The sequence below is a fragment of the Oceanospirillum sediminis genome (assembly GCF_014164585.1).
GTDB classification, from domain to species: Bacteria; Pseudomonadota; Gammaproteobacteria; order Pseudomonadales; family Halomonadaceae; genus Oceanospirillum; species Oceanospirillum sediminis.
The window spans coordinates 84042-102329 of record NZ_JACJFM010000017.1 but is presented as its reverse complement, the minus strand read 5'-3'; the positions used below and the strand labels follow the sequence as shown (position 1 = coordinate 102329).

The window sequence follows — 18288 nt, the reverse complement described above, 5'->3', positions numbered from 1 at the left end:
GCTCTTCAATGTCTGTTGCTATGCATAAACTGACAGATCTCAACTATTCGTCAAGGTAGCAAATAGTTGAGAGCGGGCTGAATAGTTACAAGCAAACAAAGCGCCGGTCCGGCCAATACCCGTTTGCACCTCATCAACAATCAACAACAGGTTGTGCTGCTGACACAGACTTTCCAGTCCTTTGATAAACTCTGCATCTGCCGGAATAACGCCGCCTTCCCCCTGAATAAGCTCCAGCATAATGGCTGTGGTTTGTGCATCTATCGACTGTTCAACAGCGGCCAGATTGTTATAGGGTACTTTGGTAAAGCCGCTGACTTTGGGTTCAAACAGAGGTTCAAAAGCAGTTTTTCCGCAAGCTGACATCGTCGCCAGGGTACGGCCATGAAATGCTTTCTCGAAGGTAATAATTTTAAAAGCACCCTGCTTATATTTTGCTCCCCACTTACGTGCCAGTTTAATAGCTCCTTCATTGGCCTCAGCCCCTGAATTGGCAAAAAAGGCCTGATCCAGCCCGGAGTGTTCACACAATACCCTGGCCAGATTCAGCATAGGCCCGTTATAAAATGCAGGTCCGGGATTAATAAGACAATCGGCTTGTTCCAGCAAAGCCTGTTTGATTACTGCGGGATTGTGCCCCAGCGTATTAACAGCCCAGCCCTGAATAAAATCCAGATAGGCTTTACCTGTATTGTCATACAGATAATTCCCGTCTCCTCGCACCATGGCAAAATCAGGCCGGGAGGTAATGGGCATAAGATAATTTTTGCCATCAGCAGCAGATATATCTGAAACAGAGCTCAACATTGCGATATTCCTTTATAAATAACTGGTCATAAAATTTGAGTGTGAAAACAGACCAGCAGGAGCAGCCCGAAAGGGCCTGAAGGCAGAACATCGCATGCGGAAACAAAAAAGCCGCAGGATATGTTCTGCGGCTTTCTGAGAGAAACGTGATTTAAAAATCAGCGTCGTCGGGATCTTTTTCTCAGACAGGCGCAGGCCTTCGCAACACTGCGTCGCAGTGCTCGGTGAGAGTGGCATGCCATAATCTGAGAAAAGTTAGATGTGTTCATAGCCAGAGAGTATGTCAGTAAAAGCAGCACAAGGTCAATATGTTTGACCAAAGGGCTATTGTTCGTAAAATAGTAATACATGCTACTGCCATGTCTTAAATATCTCACGTCCAATGGCAGCGATAGCCGCATTTCTTTCCTTAAATGACACTTCAGTCTCTGTCATATAGATACTGATGATCAAAGGCGCTTTATCCGCGGGCCATACAACAGCCGTTATCCCGCGGGAACCTGAACCTCCGGCTCCTGAGCGATCTGCAATAGCCCAGCCATCCGGAAGCACTGAACGCAGCAGGCTATCTGACACCTTGTTACCCTTCATCCAGTCTGTAAGCTGTTGGCGAGCGGCATCAGATAAGATATCTCCCAGTAATAAGCGCTTCAGGTTATCGACCATTGCTTCCGGAGTAGTTGTATCTCTTTCATCTCCCGGCAAGGCTTCATTTAATGCCGGTTCAACACGATCCAGGCGGGTCACTCGATCCCCTGTCCGGCGCAAAAAAGCAGTTAAAGCATCGGGCCCCTGAATGGCGTTCAGAACAATGTTGGCAGCAGTATTATCACTCATCAACATCGTGGCGGCACAGGCTTCTGTCAGGGAAACGGCCTGGCCCACTCTTTTTTTCATGACTGGCGACCAGGTGATCAGATCATGCGCTTTGATGACAACTGATTCCGTTAATGACAAGCCTTCATAGTCAGCATCGTGCAACAGCTTAGCACAAGCCAGGGTTTTAAATGTGCTCATCAGTGGAAAGCGATCCTGGCCATGATACTGCCAGTTCGTACCGTTTGAAGTATCCAGTACATAGACACCAATACGTGCTCCTGTATCAGCTTCAACCGATCTGATTTGCTCAGTCAGGGTGCCTGTATCCGCCTGCACAGCAGGAGATGCTATGAATATGCCCCAAATTATCAGTGGCAATACTCTGTAAACTGATAGCATTAGTTTTATTTCCCCGCTCTGTCTGTTCTTCATAATTTTTTGTTATACACAGAAGTCAGTCATTTCTGAATAAAAAAATCATCTCAGATAAAACAGTTATCTGCCTGACTATTTGCCGATATTGATACCCTTACACTATCCAGGCACTGATCAGGTCGTATCAAAATGATTTTATTCACAAAATAGTAGACACTGATAAACCTTTGAGTTGTTCTGGTTCTTACCTGATGACTACGAAGAGTATGTATAGCACTACTGAAGCAGGAGTTTGTTTATGACATCACACCATTCGGAGCTTTTTAATCACTGTAGCCCCATCGGACTGGGTTGTATGAATCTGTCTCATGCCTACGGAACACCACCTCCTGAAAAGGATGCAGAACGCTTGCTGTTGACCGCTCTGGATCTGGGCTATAACCATCTGGATACCGCATCGTTATATGGTTTTGGGGCTAATGAAAGCTTATTAGGCAAGACGCTGAAGAGCCGGAGGAACGAATTTATTCTGGCCAGTAAGTGTGTGCTGTTTAAAGATGACCTGGGTAAACGCATACTGGATGCCAGGCCAGAAACAATCCGTAAAACCCTGGAAGGCAGCCTGCAACGTTTGCAGACGGATGTAATTGATTTGTATTACCTGCATCGCCTGGATCGCAATGTGCCTATTGAAGATAGTGTGGGTGAATTGTCCCGTATGGTGGAAGAAGGCAAGATCAGAAATATAGGGCTGTCGGAGATGTCTGCAAAAACATTACGTAGGGCGCATGAAGTCCATCCGATTGCAGCAATGCAGACGGAATACTCTCTATGGACCCGTAACCCTGAAATTGCTGTACTGGAAACTTGCCGTGAACTGGGCACAAAATTTGTGGCGTTCAGCCCTCTGGGGCGGGCTTTTCTGACTGGAAAGTTAACAGATCTTTCGGCCCTGGCTGAAAAAGATCTGCGCCGGAGTATGCCCCGTTTTGAACAAGGAAATTATACCAGGAATCTGGTGTTGCTGGACCAGGTTTCCCGGATAGCGCAGGAAGAAGGCTGTACATTGGCACAGCTGGCTCTGGCCTGGGTGCTGGGACGTGGCGATCATATTATTGCGATTCCGGGAACCACCAACCCTGAGCATTTGAAGGAAAATTTCAGTGCAAAGGATATCACGCTAAGCGCTAGCGCTTTTGATCGTCTGGATCAGATTATTAACCAGACTACCGTTTCCGGGCCTCGTTATAATGCAGATACGCAGCTGGAAATCGATACAGAAGAGTTTAGCTGAAGTTTCAGATATACGGCATAGTTTACCCTCTCATCCGGATTACTTGAGGGCCTTTCTTTCAGGCTGAGTGGTGACTGCCGGATATATGCTTGTCTGATTCACATGCATGGTGTTTGTCTCGTTGTTGAGGGGGGCTTTGAGGTCGTTCTGATGAAATGGGATTGGGCTGATTCTGGACCTTATTCAAACAATATTCAGGAGGGCTGCTTGTCTCTAGAGAATATTGAAGCTCAGAGCCAAAGCCCGTAAGCTCTGCTGCTGAATTAACATAACAGAACAACAGGGCAGTACGAACAGATGTCAGAACAACTGATTATTGAAGATCTGGTGGTTGGAGAAGGCACTGAGGTTAAGAAAGGTGCACTGATTACGGCACACTATCGTGGCTTTCTGGAAGATGGTACTGAGTTTGACTCATCTTATCATAAGGGTAAGCCCTTTGAGACAGTACTCAGTAGTCGAAAAGTAATCCAGGGCTGGTTTATGGGGCTGAGAGGGATGAAAGTTGGCGGTAAACGTAAACTGTTTGTACCTGCTGAGCTGGGATATGGCGAGCGTCAGATAGGTGACAAGATTCCACCGAATTCTAATCTGATCTTCGAAATTGAATTGCTGGAAGCGCTGAATCGGGAGGATTGACTCCGATGAGTAAATATCAGTACACCGAATCCCAGCAGAGCTTCATTCACCATTCTCTGGATAAAGATCAGCATGTCAGAGTTATTGCAGGGCCTGGCAGCGGTAAAACAACCACTCTGCTGGCCCGCGTACGCTATCTGTTGACGACGGGAGTACCTGCTTCACGGATTCTTATTCTGGCTTTTAACCGTAGTATCAAAAATCAGTTTGAGAATAAGCTGAGCGGTTTACTGTTTGCTGAAGGTATACACTCTGCTTTACCGGATATCAGAACTTTCCATTCCTGGGGGCAGAGCCTGACTTATGATCTGTTTAATGTATGCCCGGATCGTTCGTTAATTCTCAGTCATGAGCCGGTCAGCGCCAACAGTCTGTCCGTTTTATTTAAGGGGATTTTCTCGGGTGGCGTTTTTCGTAACCGTGGCATTCGAGTGGTTCAGAAAAATAAAAACCTGCAGATCAACGCACAACAGGTGGTCGATGCTATTCCTGATATGGAGCGGGACATCAGTGATTTGCTTCGGAGCTGGCCCCGGCAGCATGAGCTGATTGAGCACTGTGTGTCGGTGATGACCACGTATCGCAATATGATTGGTGTCATCAATGATATGCGGGAGAAAAAACCAGCTGAAGTACCCCATGGTGAATGGGATGAGCTGGTGGGTTTTGTGGCCAGAGTGGATGAGTATCTGGTCGCTCAGGGTGTCTCTCTGTTTGAAGATCAGTTGTATCGTGCTGCCATGTATCTGACCCGATCTGAGCGGGCGCTGGAGTATCTGCAGAATCGGTATGATTATATTCTGGTAGATGAATTTCAGGATGTTTCTGAAGTATCACAATTCCTTGTAGTGAATGCCTGTCGCAAACATTGCCAGCTGAATGCTGTCGGTGACCCCAGGCAGAGTATCTTTGAGTTTGCCGGAGCTGATCCGGCTTATCTGATCCGCGGGATTGATCAGGCACTGGGCCATATCACCACATATTATCTGTCAGAATCTTTCCGTTTTGGTCAGCACATAGCCGGTTTTGCCAATAAAATTGCCCGCAACTTACTGATCTCCTCTGACACTCAGGAGAGTGACGAACTGTTCGATGATCCTTTCCTGGATGATGTGCCTTTAGCTGATATTCATAATGCCGAAATCATAGGGCTGAAACCCCGGGATGCAGCCTGGGTTGAGCGGAGTGACCAGCAACTGATGGAAATTACCGCTGGCTGGCTGAGAACGAATAAAAGTGTGGTTTATATCGTCAGAACGCATGATCAGAAGGTTGATGTGGAAGCTTTTCTGGTAAGGGCCGGATTGCATTTTAAACATAACGCGGCAATCAATTATAAAGCGCTGAGCTGTGTTACAGAGAGCCTGATGTATATTCTTAACTGCTGGGTGGAAAATCGGATAAGGTCTGAGCGACCATCTTTCTGGCGCTATGCTGAAGGCCCGGCTCTTAATCCTGCAGCTCTGGCAGATGACACGGATGATATAACCGTTCAGTTTGAAGGTTTTGTGCGCTCATTTTTGTTAACGGACAAGCTGAAAGCGGTCTCTCCTTCTCAGACTATGCTGAATATTTATGAACGTATCTATGAAGAGTTTCTGCGCGAATGTATCACTTTATTACAGCAGGATGCCGGAGAGAGCAGTAAAGAGCAGCTGGTTCCTGTGATGGCGGATCGATTTGTCAGAACCATTTATAGTCGTTATGAAGACCAGTTATCCGAGATTCAGGAAGCAGAGAATTATATTCATGTCGAGGTGGCGCACAGAGTTAAAGGGCTGGAGTTTGATAAAGTTGTATTGTTTGATTTTTCTGAAGGTGTTTTTCCGTTTGCCAGACGACATGCAGAACGGGATCAGAACGGTATTCCCTACCAGTTGAACCTGCCTGATTATATTGAACAGGAGCAACGACTGGCATTTGTGGCCGCCACACGGGCTAAAGAAGAGCTGGTCTTTTATATTCCATCGGATAAGGCTGTATCCCGCTTTATTACTCAGCAGAGCGGATATGATACGCTCTGAGCATTAGATTATGCGGGATGGCTCGCAAATATGGGGACAGGCACATTGTACCTGCCCTGATCTGACTATTTTTCATCTGAATAAAACAGGCAGGGTGCACACAGGTGTGCGTTACCGTTACAGACTGCAGTCTTCTGCGGCATATTCCGGCAGATCATTCTTATCGGGTACTGGTGTAGGGTTTCCATCCTGATCCAGTGCGACGAATTTGAAAATAGCTTCAGTCACTTTTTCGCGGGAGCCTATCTGGCCTCGCCGGACCCAGGCTTCAACATGGATTTTCATCGAGGTGCGGCCTACCTCAACCACATCCGTGTACACTCCAAGGATATCTCCTACTTTAACGGGTTGAATAAAGCTCATGCCATCAACAGACACCGTTACCGCTCTCTGCTGGGCTCGCTGACTGGCACAGATACCTGCCGCGATATCCATCTGAGACAGCACCCAGCCACCAAAAACATCACCTGCAGGGTTGGTGTCGGCAGGCATTGCCATAGTGCGTGTTGTTAAGCGACCTTTAGTCTCTTCAGCCATTACTGAGTTCTCCGGGAATAATAGTGAGTCAACAGGATATAGGGTATATGATAACGGAGTTTTCACTGCTTCGCTTATAACTTCCTGTATAACTCACTGATTTTTAATATATAAAGAAAAGATATTTCTGTTGCGATATCATCCTTAATTGACTGGTTTTCCGTGACATACCGGCCTGCTTGCTGCCATACTGGTTATCTGAATAACGGAGTAATGCAATGTCAAAATACCGCTCTGCTACATCGCCTGAACTTCTGGCAAGGCTGTCGCGCTGGAAAGAAGAAAGAGATGCAGAGGATGCTGAATTCCTGGCAGACCAGATGCCTATGGTGCTACAGGATGTTGCTATGGTCAGGGCTGCTTTTTTTCGTCTGAAAGAGAAAGTTGCTTTGCTGGAGCAGGAAGTTGAAGATTACAAAGAGGGTTATCATCAACGACAGATGCTGGCAGAATTTGAAGATGATCAGCTACATTAGCTGGTCAGACTTACCAGAATACGCTGTTTTATATAATGATGACGCTGTCCCTTAACTCCAGCATCATATTCAGACAGCTCTGACCTCGCATCTCATAAGGGGTAAATTCACTATGGCCAGAGTATTTCATACAGAGTGGTTTGGTAATGCTGTTCTCTGATACATAGCCGATTGACCACTGCTGAAACTCTCGCTGGGTAATTTCATTGTATTCCAGTAATACAATATTGTTATGCCGAGGATCATTCAGAATTGATCGATAGGTCTTATTGACGTTTGTTCTGGAACCTTCCAGGCATTGCAGGAAATACTTGCGATTAAAGCAGAGCAGGCCAGATACATTATGCCTGGCATTATTTTCTTTCGCGATGTGAATGATCTGTTCAATATCATTTATATTGAGTTCTTGCACAGATGTGCTGCAATAAATCAAACGAACCAGGTACATAGCTTAACCTCCTTGCCGGGTTAGATTTTAGTGTAGATGGTTGCTGAATCGCTGCCACTTATTTTGTTTTCCCCTGTTTCTGTCTCTCGGACGGATACAGAAACAGGGGAAAGTATGAAAGAGTGAGGATGAAGGGTGTTTTAACGGGCTTTTATAACCGTGAATCAGTATTCACTCAGGGATTTCAGTTTGTGAATCGCATCGACTTCTTCGTCAATCTGATCCAGACGTTCTGCCAGCTCATTCATATTATCAATATTGGTTGCGACCTCTGCACCGGTACGGGTAGAAGATTGCATCATATTATCAATGTCGCTGCTCAATTCAGAAAAACTGGATGTGATATCTTCCATAAAGAGACTGGTACGATCAATGGTACCTTTAATACTGATAATTGAACCGGATACATTCTTAATAGTCTTGCCAGTTTCATCGACACTTTTTTGTGTGTTCTGAGACAGATTACGGACTTCATCAGCAACGACTGCAAACCCTCGTCCGGCATCACCGGCTCTGGCCGCCTCGATAGCAGCGTTCAGTGCCAGCAGACTGGTCTGGTCAGCAATGTCAGAAATGACATTCAGTACTGACATAACTTCATCAGCATTGTTTTGCAGGATGTTAACATCAGATCTGAGCTGAACACGATCTGTTTCCTGGGCATCAATGGTGGTATTGAAGTGATTAAAGCGTTGCTGGACATCACTCAGCACATTGCGTGAGGTTTCAGTATAGTTCTGCAAAGAATCAAAGCCTCCCATAATGGATCGGACCAGAGGTTTGTACTCTGCCATGCGATCAATCAGTGCGGCCTGAAGCTCATTAATCTGACGCAGGCTGTTAAGCCGGGACTCCATAAAGTACATTCGGAAATGGCTGTAGTACTGAGGAAAATTATCGGCATACTCATCCCGGAAGCGGTCCCCTTGCTTCAAGCGGTAGAAGAAAACCGCTGTCAGCGTCTGATTCATATGGACTCCCAGCAGTTCGCCGAAGGTTGAGAACCCCGCTGCCGGAATCTGATTGAAACTGGATACCTGGGACAGTTCATTGCTGTTGTTCAGGCGTCTCAGCACACAATCATTGGCCAGCATAGCAACAGGCTCTGGTTTGTCTGATGCGTAACGCCGGTATTCCTGATCGGTCTGGCTGGCAAAACCATTAGCTTTAACCAGGTGCAGAGTGTCGCCAAAATGCATGTCACAGAAAAAAGAGACAACACCTGAGTTCAGGTCCATCCCGGCAACAGAACGTACAAAGAGTTCGCCGCCGATTTCTACACCAAATGAATGGCCTGCCAGTTTATTGTCCAGTTCTGAAGGGGAGCAACGAAAGTGGTGACAAAGCGCCTCAATCAGTGTGGTAGCCCTGGTATCTCCTTTTTGCATGACAGATTGCACGGAGCGACTATGAGCGTCTGATTCAATAATGGTGAAGTGAGTTCCGGTCTTCTGAAAATTATGACTTTTGAATATACCATAGCGAATATCAGGCTTCAGTTTGCAGAAGATAACTAAGGCATGATTATCAATAATCTGATTGCCATCAAAAACAGAGGCTTGCTGGAAATCCAGCTTTCCTCCGGCAGAGCCTCCAACAAAGTAGCAGGGATGTTTGTTACTGGCATACAGGGCCTGCATAAAGAAGTTTTCACAGGCGGTCAGGCCATCAAAAAATGTCAGAGCCAGAGTATCCTGGGAACGCACGTCAAAAGGCAGACTGATGCGGGATATTTCCTGTTCAATCCGCTTAATACGTTCCTGTTCGTTCAGCCGAATCTGCCCCTGCTTCATATCGTCGCAGTGCAGAGGGATTTTTTTTATCTCTACCTGATCAAATAGCACGGCACTGTAACTTTGCAGCACAATATTGTCCCACTGGCCATTGGCATCATGGTAAAAGCCTGTGCCACAAGAGCTTAACTCTCCCGCGGTCATAATGGCGATAAAGTGGTCGGCAAAAGGCATCGCCTGTTTCAGACTGCGAGCGGTTTGTTCAAAAGGCAGCCAGGGTGAAATAAATGCAATAACCAGAGCAGTTTGCTGATCGCCAAAGTTCAGTGATGACAAGCGATCACTGTGAATGTCCGACTGTCGGATATTTTTGACGATGACAGGAATCTGATGATCCGGCGGGCCACGTCGGTCAGATGATTTCTTATTCCAGAACACGGGGATGTCCTCCTTACTGATGCGCAACTATGATGTGTTGCCAAAAGCGCGCATATCTTCGCAGCGTCTGCTTCTGCACATCACAATCTGATATCATACTCTGCTAACCCTTTGATTTTCCTTGTCTGAGGTCTATTAATTAGATTTATATACTAAATACTAGTTTAAAACATTCCTGAGTAGTATGTATTTTATTTTTATATGATGATCAAAGAGGCAAGCTTTGCTTGCCCCGGATCAGACAGGCTATGGGCAGCGGTAAATATGGAACTTTATTCTGCCATTCTGCATTGCCCCCTGGCTGACAATCGCGTTGCCTGTCATCTCTGTAGCCTGATTTTTGCCCAGAATAACCAGCTCTTCCATTACTGTTTCACGGCTACGCTCAATACCCGCTACTTTATGTTTTACAAAAGAGGTAGTACTGCCCAGTTTTTGGCAGGATTGGACCTGATTGCTTTGTAGCAAACGAACCTGCTCACTTCCGGCGATAGGCTTTACCCAGTTACAACCTGTCGCTAAAACGGCCAGACCTGTGATCAGCAGTATACGCAGCATTCTTTTCTCCTTAATAGTGCACCACTATGATGTTTATCCTGGACATATCATAGCGTTTATATGCCTGACTGACAGTGACAATGCGTAGCCCGGTTTTACAGGTATGCCGCAAACTGGCTTATGTGAACGGCAGGCAGTTGAGCGTTTTCAGGTTTATTATCCGTCTGAAATTTACATTCTTTACAGGAACTCATTTGTCAGTTCACTGGACTAATAAATGATTTTCTGGTCTTATATAAGAAAATAATTATAAAAATATAACTCTTTGATATAAAAGCTGATTAAGATGATGGAGAAACCATGAATACCTTTTCTTTACGTAACGCTCTGGCCACTGTTTCTGTTGCTTCAGCCCTGATGTTGGGGGCACCTGTTGTTATGGCGGATAGCCATGGTGCAGCAGAATGCGGAAAAACAGAGCTGTCCAGCCAGATGAAAGAGATGAAAAAACATCTGAAAGGCTATAAGCAGGCCTCTAAATCAGATGACTGGGCGGTGATGTCTGAGCACCGTGCTGAATTACAGCGTCTGACTATCGCTGGTCAGAGTGAAGTACCTTATAAGGCCCACGATAAGTCTGACGCTGAAAAACAGGCGATGACTGAAAAATATAAACAAGGTATGGAGAAGCTGGAAAGTCTGCTGAACCAATTAGCTGAAGCTGAAGCAGCTAAGGATTCGGATCAGGTTGAGCAACTAATGAAGCAGGTAGGTGCTCAGAGTAAAAAAGGTCATAAAGCCTTTAAACTGAAATGTGATAAAGATTAATACTGCGAGTCTGAACTCTGCCTGGTAACGGTTTGCTTAATAATTGCATTCAAAGTGCGGAGCATGGTCAGATAGGGCGTCGTATAGGGACAATCTGGTGTGTTGCTGGCTAATAACCGGACAACACACCAGGCAAAGAACCCTGCTCGGGAGCTATCAGCTCCTGTATGGATTCGTATATGTCAGGATAAAATCTGCTGCTCAACGTAGTCAGAAAAGCGATTTAATGCCTCTTCCAGCTCGTTAATACTGACTGGTTTCTGAGACACTTCTCCCTGGCGAGCCAGGTACTCAATCTGTAATACACCCAGCATCTGTGCCGCCTTTCGTAGTCCTCTGAGTTCATGTTGTAACATCTTCAGGTTCTTTTCTGTCTGCAGCTGTTTCAGTATCCCCAGACGACGCTGAGTATCAGCCTGATACGAATCGGCAATGCCTTTTATACCTGCCGGACCAATCTGATCAATCAGGCGCTGTAAACTGGCTTCAGCCCAAATCTCTTCTGGTAATGACTCTTTTTCTGTTATCAGATCCGGCAGAATTTCAATATCTGATAAGGAACCGTCATCAGGGGCCGTGGCCAGGATCGTTTCTGGCATAGCGTCTTGCACGATGATGTCTGTGGTATCAGCAGGCATGTCTGTTTGTTGGAGCTCAATATCTGTGTCTGTTTCTAACGGTTCAGGCAGCACAACATCAGCACAGAATAAGCGATCAATCACAGCGGCTATTTTTTCGGCACTGACAGGTTTTGCCAGATAGTCATTCATGCCTGCCAGTAATGCTTTTTCCCGGTCGCCCCGCATCGCATTAGCCGTCATGGCGACAATCGGAATATTCGCTTCCTGACCGGTTAAGGCACGGATCAGGCGGGTTGATTGGTAACCATCGCATACTGGCATCTGGATATCCATGAACACCAGATCATAAGGCAAGCTTTTTACGGCCACTAAGGCTTCGTTTCCGTCAGCAGCAAAATCAACAGCATGTCCCAGCTTTTCCAGACAACCCTGAGCTACCAGCTGATTGACCTGATTATCTTCTGCTACCAGTATTCGCAAACGTCTGTCAACCGGGCGCTCCCGTACAGGAGACGGGGCCGCAGGAGGTAATGGATGAATCTGTCCGATTTCAGGCAGATCGAGTGACAGACAACGGGCAATGTGTTCCTGCAGTACTCTCTGCCGTATTGGCTTCATAATAAAGCCCGTAATATGTTGTCGCATTTCGTCGGTAATCATATCGGCAGAAGAGGCGAGTATGATCGGTGCCCTGTGTTCCGGTTCTCTGGCATGGTATTGACAGATAAAATCATTACCATCTTTATCCGGCATATTCAGATCAAGAATTATCAGGTCAAAATCCTGTTCATCCAGCCGCTTCAGTCCTTCTGCTACGGATGTGACTGACTGATAATGGAGTCCCCAGCTATCCAGATTAATTTCAAAGATTTCCCTGTTTACCTGGTTATCTTCAATCAGGAGAACATGTTTTCTGTCCAGCTCATCCACATCATTCAGGTCCGGGACATGATCCATATTCACTGGTTCCAGCGGCAGTACAAACCAGAAGGTACTGCCCTTATCCGGGGTGCTTTCTACACCAATCTGACCATTAAGAGTCTCTACAATCAGTTTACATATAGCCAGTCCCAGACCAGTCCCTCCGTACCGGCGAGTGGTCGAGGCATCCACCTGAGAAAAACGTTTGAACAGACGATTCATATTGTCCGGATGAATACCAATACCGGTATCCTGGACTTCAAATCGAACACCCTGCTCTGTGCTGAATGCTCTTAGTACAATGGAGCCTGATGCAGTAAACTTGATAGCGTTGTTGACCAGATTCAGCAACACCTGGCGAATGCGTCCGGGATCAGACGTGTAGATGCCGCTGATATCTGGTGAGATCACTGAGCCAAACTCCAGTTTTTTCTCATCCGCTCTGGAAGCCATTAACTGAACCACGCTTTCACACAGTTCGATCAGATCAAACGAAACATCTTCCAGTTCCAGTTTTCCAATTTCAATTTTGGTGTAATCCAGAATATCGTTGATGATACGTAATAAAGACTCGCCTGAATCTTTAATGGTACGGACATAGTGATGCTGTTCTTCTGGCATCGGCATATCCAGTAACAATCCCGTCATACCAATAACCCCATTCATCGGAGTGCGGATTTCATGACTCATTGTCGCCAGAAAGTCGGATTTAGACTGATTTGCCCGCTCTGCTTCATCTCTGGCCTGGATTAGCTGTTGTTCCCGGTTTTTCAGTGCCTGGGTACGCTCTTCAACTCTTAGTTCCAGTTCATCCCTGATCGCTTTCAGCTGGGCTTCTGCCTCAACCTGATGGGTGATATTCCGGGCATAAATATTGACGTATTCGTGCTCAGGAAAGGCAATGACAGTGACCGAATATGTTTTACCATCCCCGGATAGATTAACGGTTAACCCTTCAGACACGCCTATAGATTCTTTAATCGCCTGATGCAGTTCTTCCGTCAGGTGCTGTTGTCTGCCGTCAGCAAAAAACAGCGGCTCTTTTTTAACCGTCGGGTTACGATAGATAACATCGTTATCAAAGGTGCAGCGCAAAATCGGGTTAGGGTTTTCAAAGGGAAAGCGAGCCATGACTTCAACTTCGCGGAAAGCTGATTCAATATGTTGTCCCAGTGTCCTGTAAGTACGGGCCAGGTCACCCAGTTCATCCTTTCGTTCTGTCAGGGATGCATCAATGTCATCGAAGTTTGTTTCTTCTCTGGCTGAACTTAAGGTCTGAGTCAGCTGAATAACTGGCCGTATCATCAGATGCCCGACAATCAGCATGGTCACAAAAGTGACAAATGCGGAGATAATCAGAATAAGCCCGATAATACGTAGTACATATGCGCTGAGTTCATGCTCAACATGGTGGGCTTCTGTCCTGATAACCAGTGTATTCTCTCCGGCTAACGGAAAGAGCACATCATGCAGACCTTTATCGGCCTGATAGCGACTCAGTAACGGTGTTTCGATTGTCTGATTAATCTGTTCTGCAGAATGAATTTCTGGAATGGTCTGTAGTTGTCTGATTCGCTCTTCAGGACTCAGCTGTTCAAGTCGCATCAGGGTTTCTGTAATCAGGCGGGTCCGGCTCTCGATATCCAGCAGTAAGTCCCTTTCTTTTTTATTGTATGAGGGAATCAGAATAATGGCTTCAATGACGATAATGCCGAGAAATACGCCGAATACCACTCTGGATGCCAGAGGAGATTTGTACATTTCCACAAAACTGCGCACAAAAGTCAGCATGAAAAGAGTTCCAGTGATGATGACAAATGCCTTCTTGTGTCATCCGAATACTAAAGAAAGCAGCGGCATTGTACAGAAGCGCCCTCTTTCTCAGAAATGAAAGGTTCCTGTTAGTTACCAGTTTACTGAGTCAGATCAGAATAACAACGGATACAAAGCTGAATGTCGGGCTAGCAGATATCAGTCAGTGACCAGCAAAGGTAACTCAAACCAGAATAAGCTACCGGAACCCGCTTCAGATTCAACACCAATCCGGCCTCCCATAAGTTCTGCCAGTGATTTACAGATTGCCAGACCCAGTCCTGTGCCACCATATTCTCTGTTCATAGAGGCATCTACCTGAGAAAAGCGGGTAAATAGCTGTGCTTGCTGATCCAATGCAATACCAATCCCTGTATCTGCCACCTGAAAACGCACCCATTGCCGGTTTGACTCTATGTGATCTGATACCTGTTCTACCTGAACCTGAACCGAGCCTGTGGGTGTGAATTTAATACCATTACTGATCAGATTCATTAGCATACGACTGATCATCCGGGCATCTCCACAGTAAATCTGGTGACAATCTGCCTGTAGCTGATAGCCAAGTTGCAACGATTTTTGTGTTGCCTCTGGCTGCATGGCATCTGTGGCATTGATAAGCAGTTCTCTCAGGCTGAATTCTGAGTGATTAAGCTGAACTCTGCCCGCTTCCAGGCGAGTGTATTCCAGAATATCATTGATGATATTCAGCAGAGACTGGCCAGAGTTTCGTATGATTTCCGTCAGTTCTCTCTGTTCTCCGTTCAGCTCCGTGTCTTCCAGCAGTGATAACATTCCCATCACCCCATTCATCGGGGTACGGAGTTCATGACTCATTGTTGCCAGGAACTCTGTTTTGGCACGATCGGCTTTTTCTGCAGACTCCCGTGCTTTATCAGCACTATCCCTGGCTTTATCAGCACTATCCCTGGCTTGCTCGGCATCATCCCGAGCCTGTTCCGCCTCATCTCTGGCAAGAAGCAGTTGCTGCTCTCTTTCTTTGAGTTCCTGGGTCCGTATATTCACCAGAGACTCCAGATGATCTTTAAGTTTCCGTAATTCAGTCTCTGCTGCCACTTCCGCAGAGATATCCCTGGCATAAATATTGAGATATCCCTGCTCAGTCATAGGAACAATCACGACAGCAAACACTTTATGATGACGCTGAAATGTCAGCGATATACTTTTCAGGCTTTCCATTGCTTCTACAGCGCTGCGCTCCAGTTCGTCCACGAGTGTCTGTGCTGAGGAGCAGAAAAACAGGCTTTCCCGTTTTGCACTGGGGTTGGTATAAATCACTTCATATCTGAGATTACAACGCAGAATGGGATTGGGATTTTCCTCTGGAATCCGGGCCAGTAGGGCGATATCCTGAAATGCCTTATCGATACGCTGCCTGAATACCTGATAGGCGCGAGCCAGTTCACCCAGCTCATCCTCCCGTTTTATCAGGGTATTATCAGTATCTGCAGGAGTAGTATCGGTGGGCATCCGATCTGATCTGGTGATCTCTGCTTTCAGATTAATCAACGGATTAATCATCAATTGTCCAAGGATCAGCATAGTTACACCGGTGACAAACAGCGAGATTAGCAATACCAGCGCAATGATGCGAAAAACATACTCTGACAGCTGAATGGCAACGCCTGATACATCCAGTACAATTTCCAGCCTGGTGCCACGGGCATCCGGTAAGGTTTCATAGATAATCAGCTCTCCATCGTCAGGAACATAAACCGGGTCTGAAGATGCGACATCGATAACATCCAGTAAGCGAATTCCGGTTACCTCAGGTAATGCCTGTATCAGGGCCAGCTTCTCAGTCAGAGATAAACGTTTCTGGCGCATAAAGCTTTCCGCCACCTGACTGACATGCATGTGTTTCAGGTTAAGCAGGTCTGACTTTCGTTTGTCATAGGAAGGCACAAGAATAATCAGCTCAATAACAATGATCCCCAGAAACACCCCCAGCCCGACTTTCCGGGCCAGAGGCGATTTTGCCATTGAGTAAAAATTCCTCAGAATACTGAGCAAAAATCCGCTCCTGTCAGTTCAGAAACAGCGCAGGATCAACCCGTGCACCATTCAGTGTTACGGTCCAGTGAAGGTGAGGCCCGGTCACACGGCCTGTCGCACCTACATCGCCTAACTGCTGTCCGGCTGAAACCTTATCACCCACTTTAAGATCTTCTGTCCGGGACAGGTGGCAGTACAGAGTCGTTAATCCCTGACCATGATCCACAATGACGGTTTTACCATTGAAGTAATAATCACCGATTGCGACGACCTTTCCGTTCAGAGCCGATAATACAGGTGTGCCAGTTGGTGCTGCGATATCCATACCACTGTGAGGCCTTCTGGGTTGGCCATTAAACACCCGTCTCAGGCCGAAAGAGCTGCTGATTCTGCCCTGTGTCGGCTGAACCAGTTTCTCAGGCAGAGCATAGACCACCGGTCGGAAAGTATCCATTCCTCCTCTGATGATGGGCGTCTCTTTACGGATACGGGCCAGCTGCTCCGGGTCAGGGTTTACATGCTTTTTCTTAACCGTTAATCGCTGCTCTTCGTACTTTTTACCTTTTACCTGAATGGCAAAGGGTTTATTGCCCTCTTTGGTTTTCCAGAAGGCCTGATAAGAACCCGGTTTAAGAGATAAAGGCAGGCCTACCCAGGCAAACCAGCGTCCTTCCTGCTTAGCGGTATACACCCGTTTTTTCTGGAAAAAAACATGAGGCGGGGAATCGCCGCGCTGAGGCAGCTCAATCACTGCGACTCCGCCAGGTACACGACTGTCTTTCGGTGTAAACTGAGCCAGTGCATTGACTGATACTACGACAGATAATGCCAGCAAGCCGTATTTAATCGTCTTAATCAAAATGTCCCCCGGTAATTGCTGCTGAGTCAGGCTATATGACTGTTCAATCAGGCTTTTCAGAGAGGTTATTCTCTTACATACAGCCTGGCAGAACTCTGTTTTTGATGATACCCCCGGACTGCGTGTTATCCCATTGAATCTTCAATAATTTTCTTTACACATCTCAATCCAGCGCTCGACACCCGCACTGCGATATTTCTGCTTATGCAAGACAAAATAAAAACGACGTTCAGTATTGCGATGCGGCATAGTAAGAGGCACCAGGCTCCCTCGACGAAATGCATCTTCCAGTGCGACACGGGATAAACAGCCCAGTCCCAGCCCTTCTTCTACGGCTCGTTTAATCCCTTCGGTATGCTGTAGTTCCAGCAGCACGGTCAGCTCTGGCAGAATGCCACTCATAATGCGATCAAATGTTTGCCGGGTTCCTGAGCCGGACTCTCTGAGAATCCAGGTAGCCTCCTTCAGATCCTGATCAGATAACGGTTGCTGGCTCCGTTTGGCCAGTGGATGATCCGGGCTGCAAAAAACCACTAACTCATCACAGCGCCAGGGAATCACATCCAGTTCAGATTGTTGCAGTTCGCCTTCTACCAGCCCCAGATCCAGTTCAAAGTTCAGTACTTTGCGGGCAATAGTAGCGGTATTTTCGACATCCAGCATCACTTTGGCTCCAGGCTGCTCAGCCATGTAGCGCGCCATAATACTGACAGCCAGGTAGTTGCCTATAGTCAGAGTTGCACCGACTTTGAGGTTTCCTGGCTGCTGGTGCTGACGTAACGCCACTTCCAGTTCTGTAGCCTGGGCCAGCAGTGCTTCTGCTTGTGGGCGAATTAAGCGCCCCAGTTCATTGAGCTGTAACCGTTTACCCACCCGATCAAACAGCTGAATATCAAATTGCTGTTCCAGCTCCTTTAAAGCACTACTGGCTGCAGATTGCGACATAGAAAGGCTTTCTGCTGCCCGTGTTATATTTTCTGTATTAGCGGCTGCCAGAAACACTTCCAGCTGCCTGATACTATATTTCATCGACGGCCTCTTTTTGAATCGCACTCTGCCTGAGCCGATAGGGAACTCTCACAATAGATCTTTTATATCTATTTTATAGATAAACAAAATCTGTTTTAACCATTTCACCGATATGAAGTTGATCCTCTACACTGGCTTCAATCCTGGCGGAGAC

At 46.6% G+C, this 18288-nt stretch carries 15 protein-coding genes; 5 read left to right on the top strand and 10 right to left on the bottom strand.

The window, feature by feature from the left end; translation table 11 throughout:
• Positions 1 to 39 precede the first annotated feature (39 nt).
• Both H4O21_RS13845 and bla read right to left on the bottom strand, forming a co-directional pair.
• Positions 40 to 807 carry an aminotransferase class III-fold pyridoxal phosphate-dependent enzyme gene (locus H4O21_RS13845; protein WP_182809463.1) on the bottom strand — a complete coding sequence of 256 codons (768 nt, stop codon included), beginning with the start codon at positions 805 to 807 and terminating at the stop codon, positions 40 to 42.
• Positions 808 to 1158: 351 nt separating this feature from the next.
• Positions 1159 to 2034, bottom strand: a complete 876-nt coding sequence (gene bla, locus H4O21_RS13840; RefSeq protein WP_370463930.1) for a class A beta-lactamase — start codon at positions 2032 to 2034, stop codon at positions 1159 to 1161.
• 265 nt (positions 2035 to 2299) lie between these two features.
• Here bla and H4O21_RS13835 point away from each other — a divergent pair, with 265 nt between their 5' ends.
• The 3 genes from H4O21_RS13835 (at position 2300) to H4O21_RS13825 (ending at position 5958) form a co-directional block, all read left to right on the top strand.
• On the top strand, positions 2300 to 3295 hold the full coding sequence (locus H4O21_RS13835; RefSeq protein WP_182809461.1) for an aldo/keto reductase: 996 nt from the start codon (positions 2300 to 2302) through the stop codon (positions 3293 to 3295).
• Positions 3296 to 3592: 297 nt separating this feature from the next.
• The gene (locus H4O21_RS13830; protein WP_182809460.1) at positions 3593 to 3934 is read left to right on the top strand and encodes an FKBP-type peptidyl-prolyl cis-trans isomerase; all 342 of its coding nucleotides are present in this window, start codon (positions 3593 to 3595) and stop codon (positions 3932 to 3934) included.
• Positions 3935 to 3939: 5 nt separating this feature from the next.
• Entirely contained in the window at positions 3940 to 5958 is a 2019-nt protein-coding gene (locus H4O21_RS13825; RefSeq protein WP_182809459.1) for a UvrD-helicase domain-containing protein, read from the top strand.
• 117 nt (positions 5959 to 6075) lie between these two features.
• Here H4O21_RS13825 and H4O21_RS13820 read toward each other — a convergent pair whose 3' ends face one another.
• A complete protein-coding gene (locus H4O21_RS13820) occupies positions 6076 to 6495 on the bottom strand; it encodes an acyl-CoA thioesterase (RefSeq protein WP_182809458.1) in 420 nt (139 codons plus the stop codon).
• A gap of 218 nt (positions 6496 to 6713) precedes the next feature.
• Here H4O21_RS13820 and H4O21_RS13815 point away from each other — a divergent pair, with 218 nt between their 5' ends.
• Positions 6714 to 6971, top strand: coding sequence for a hypothetical protein (locus H4O21_RS13815; RefSeq protein ID WP_182809457.1), 258 nt, complete (start codon positions 6714 to 6716; stop codon positions 6969 to 6971).
• Between the two features lie 28 nt (positions 6972 to 6999).
• Here H4O21_RS13815 and H4O21_RS13810 read toward each other — a convergent pair whose 3' ends face one another.
• The 3 genes from H4O21_RS13810 to H4O21_RS13800 form a co-directional block, all read right to left on the bottom strand.
• Positions 7000 to 7419: a BLUF domain-containing protein gene (locus H4O21_RS13810; protein WP_182809456.1), complete on the bottom strand. Its 420-nt coding sequence runs from the start codon at positions 7417 to 7419 to the stop codon at positions 7000 to 7002.
• Between the two features lie 164 nt (positions 7420 to 7583).
• A complete protein-coding gene (locus tag H4O21_RS26125; protein WP_182809455.1) occupies positions 7584 to 9590 on the bottom strand; it encodes a methyl-accepting chemotaxis protein in 2007 nt (668 codons plus the stop codon).
• 246 nt (positions 9591 to 9836) lie between these two features.
• The gene (locus H4O21_RS13800) at positions 9837 to 10148 is read right to left on the bottom strand and encodes a DUF4156 domain-containing protein (protein ID WP_182809454.1); all 312 of its coding nucleotides are present in this window, start codon (positions 10146 to 10148) and stop codon (positions 9837 to 9839) included.
• Between the two features lie 300 nt (positions 10149 to 10448).
• On the opposite strand from H4O21_RS13800, the gene H4O21_RS13795 reads away from it, so the two are divergent.
• Entirely contained in the window at positions 10449 to 10916 is a 468-nt protein-coding gene (locus H4O21_RS13795) for a cytochrome b562 (RefSeq protein WP_182809453.1), read from the top strand.
• A 182-nt stretch (positions 10917 to 11098) separates the two neighbouring features.
• Here H4O21_RS13795 and H4O21_RS13790 read toward each other — a convergent pair whose 3' ends face one another.
• From H4O21_RS13790 to H4O21_RS13775, 4 genes are all read right to left on the bottom strand, one after another.
• Complete coding sequence (locus tag H4O21_RS13790; protein WP_182809452.1) at positions 11099 to 14209, bottom strand: hybrid sensor histidine kinase/response regulator; 3111 nt, start codon at positions 14207 to 14209, stop codon at positions 11099 to 11101.
• 180 nt (positions 14210 to 14389) lie between these two features.
• On the bottom strand, positions 14390 to 16234 hold the full coding sequence (locus tag H4O21_RS13785) for an ATP-binding protein (protein WP_182809451.1): 1845 nt from the start codon (positions 16232 to 16234) through the stop codon (positions 14390 to 14392).
• Positions 16235 to 16277: 43 nt separating this feature from the next.
• Complete coding sequence (locus H4O21_RS13780; RefSeq protein ID WP_182809450.1) at positions 16278 to 17105, bottom strand: peptidoglycan DD-metalloendopeptidase family protein; 828 nt, start codon at positions 17103 to 17105, stop codon at positions 16278 to 16280.
• Positions 17106 to 17246: 141 nt separating this feature from the next.
• Positions 17247 to 18134, bottom strand: a complete 888-nt coding sequence (locus H4O21_RS13775) for a LysR family transcriptional regulator (protein ID WP_182809449.1) — start codon at positions 18132 to 18134, stop codon at positions 17247 to 17249.
• Between the last annotated feature and the right edge of the window lie 154 nt (positions 18135 to 18288).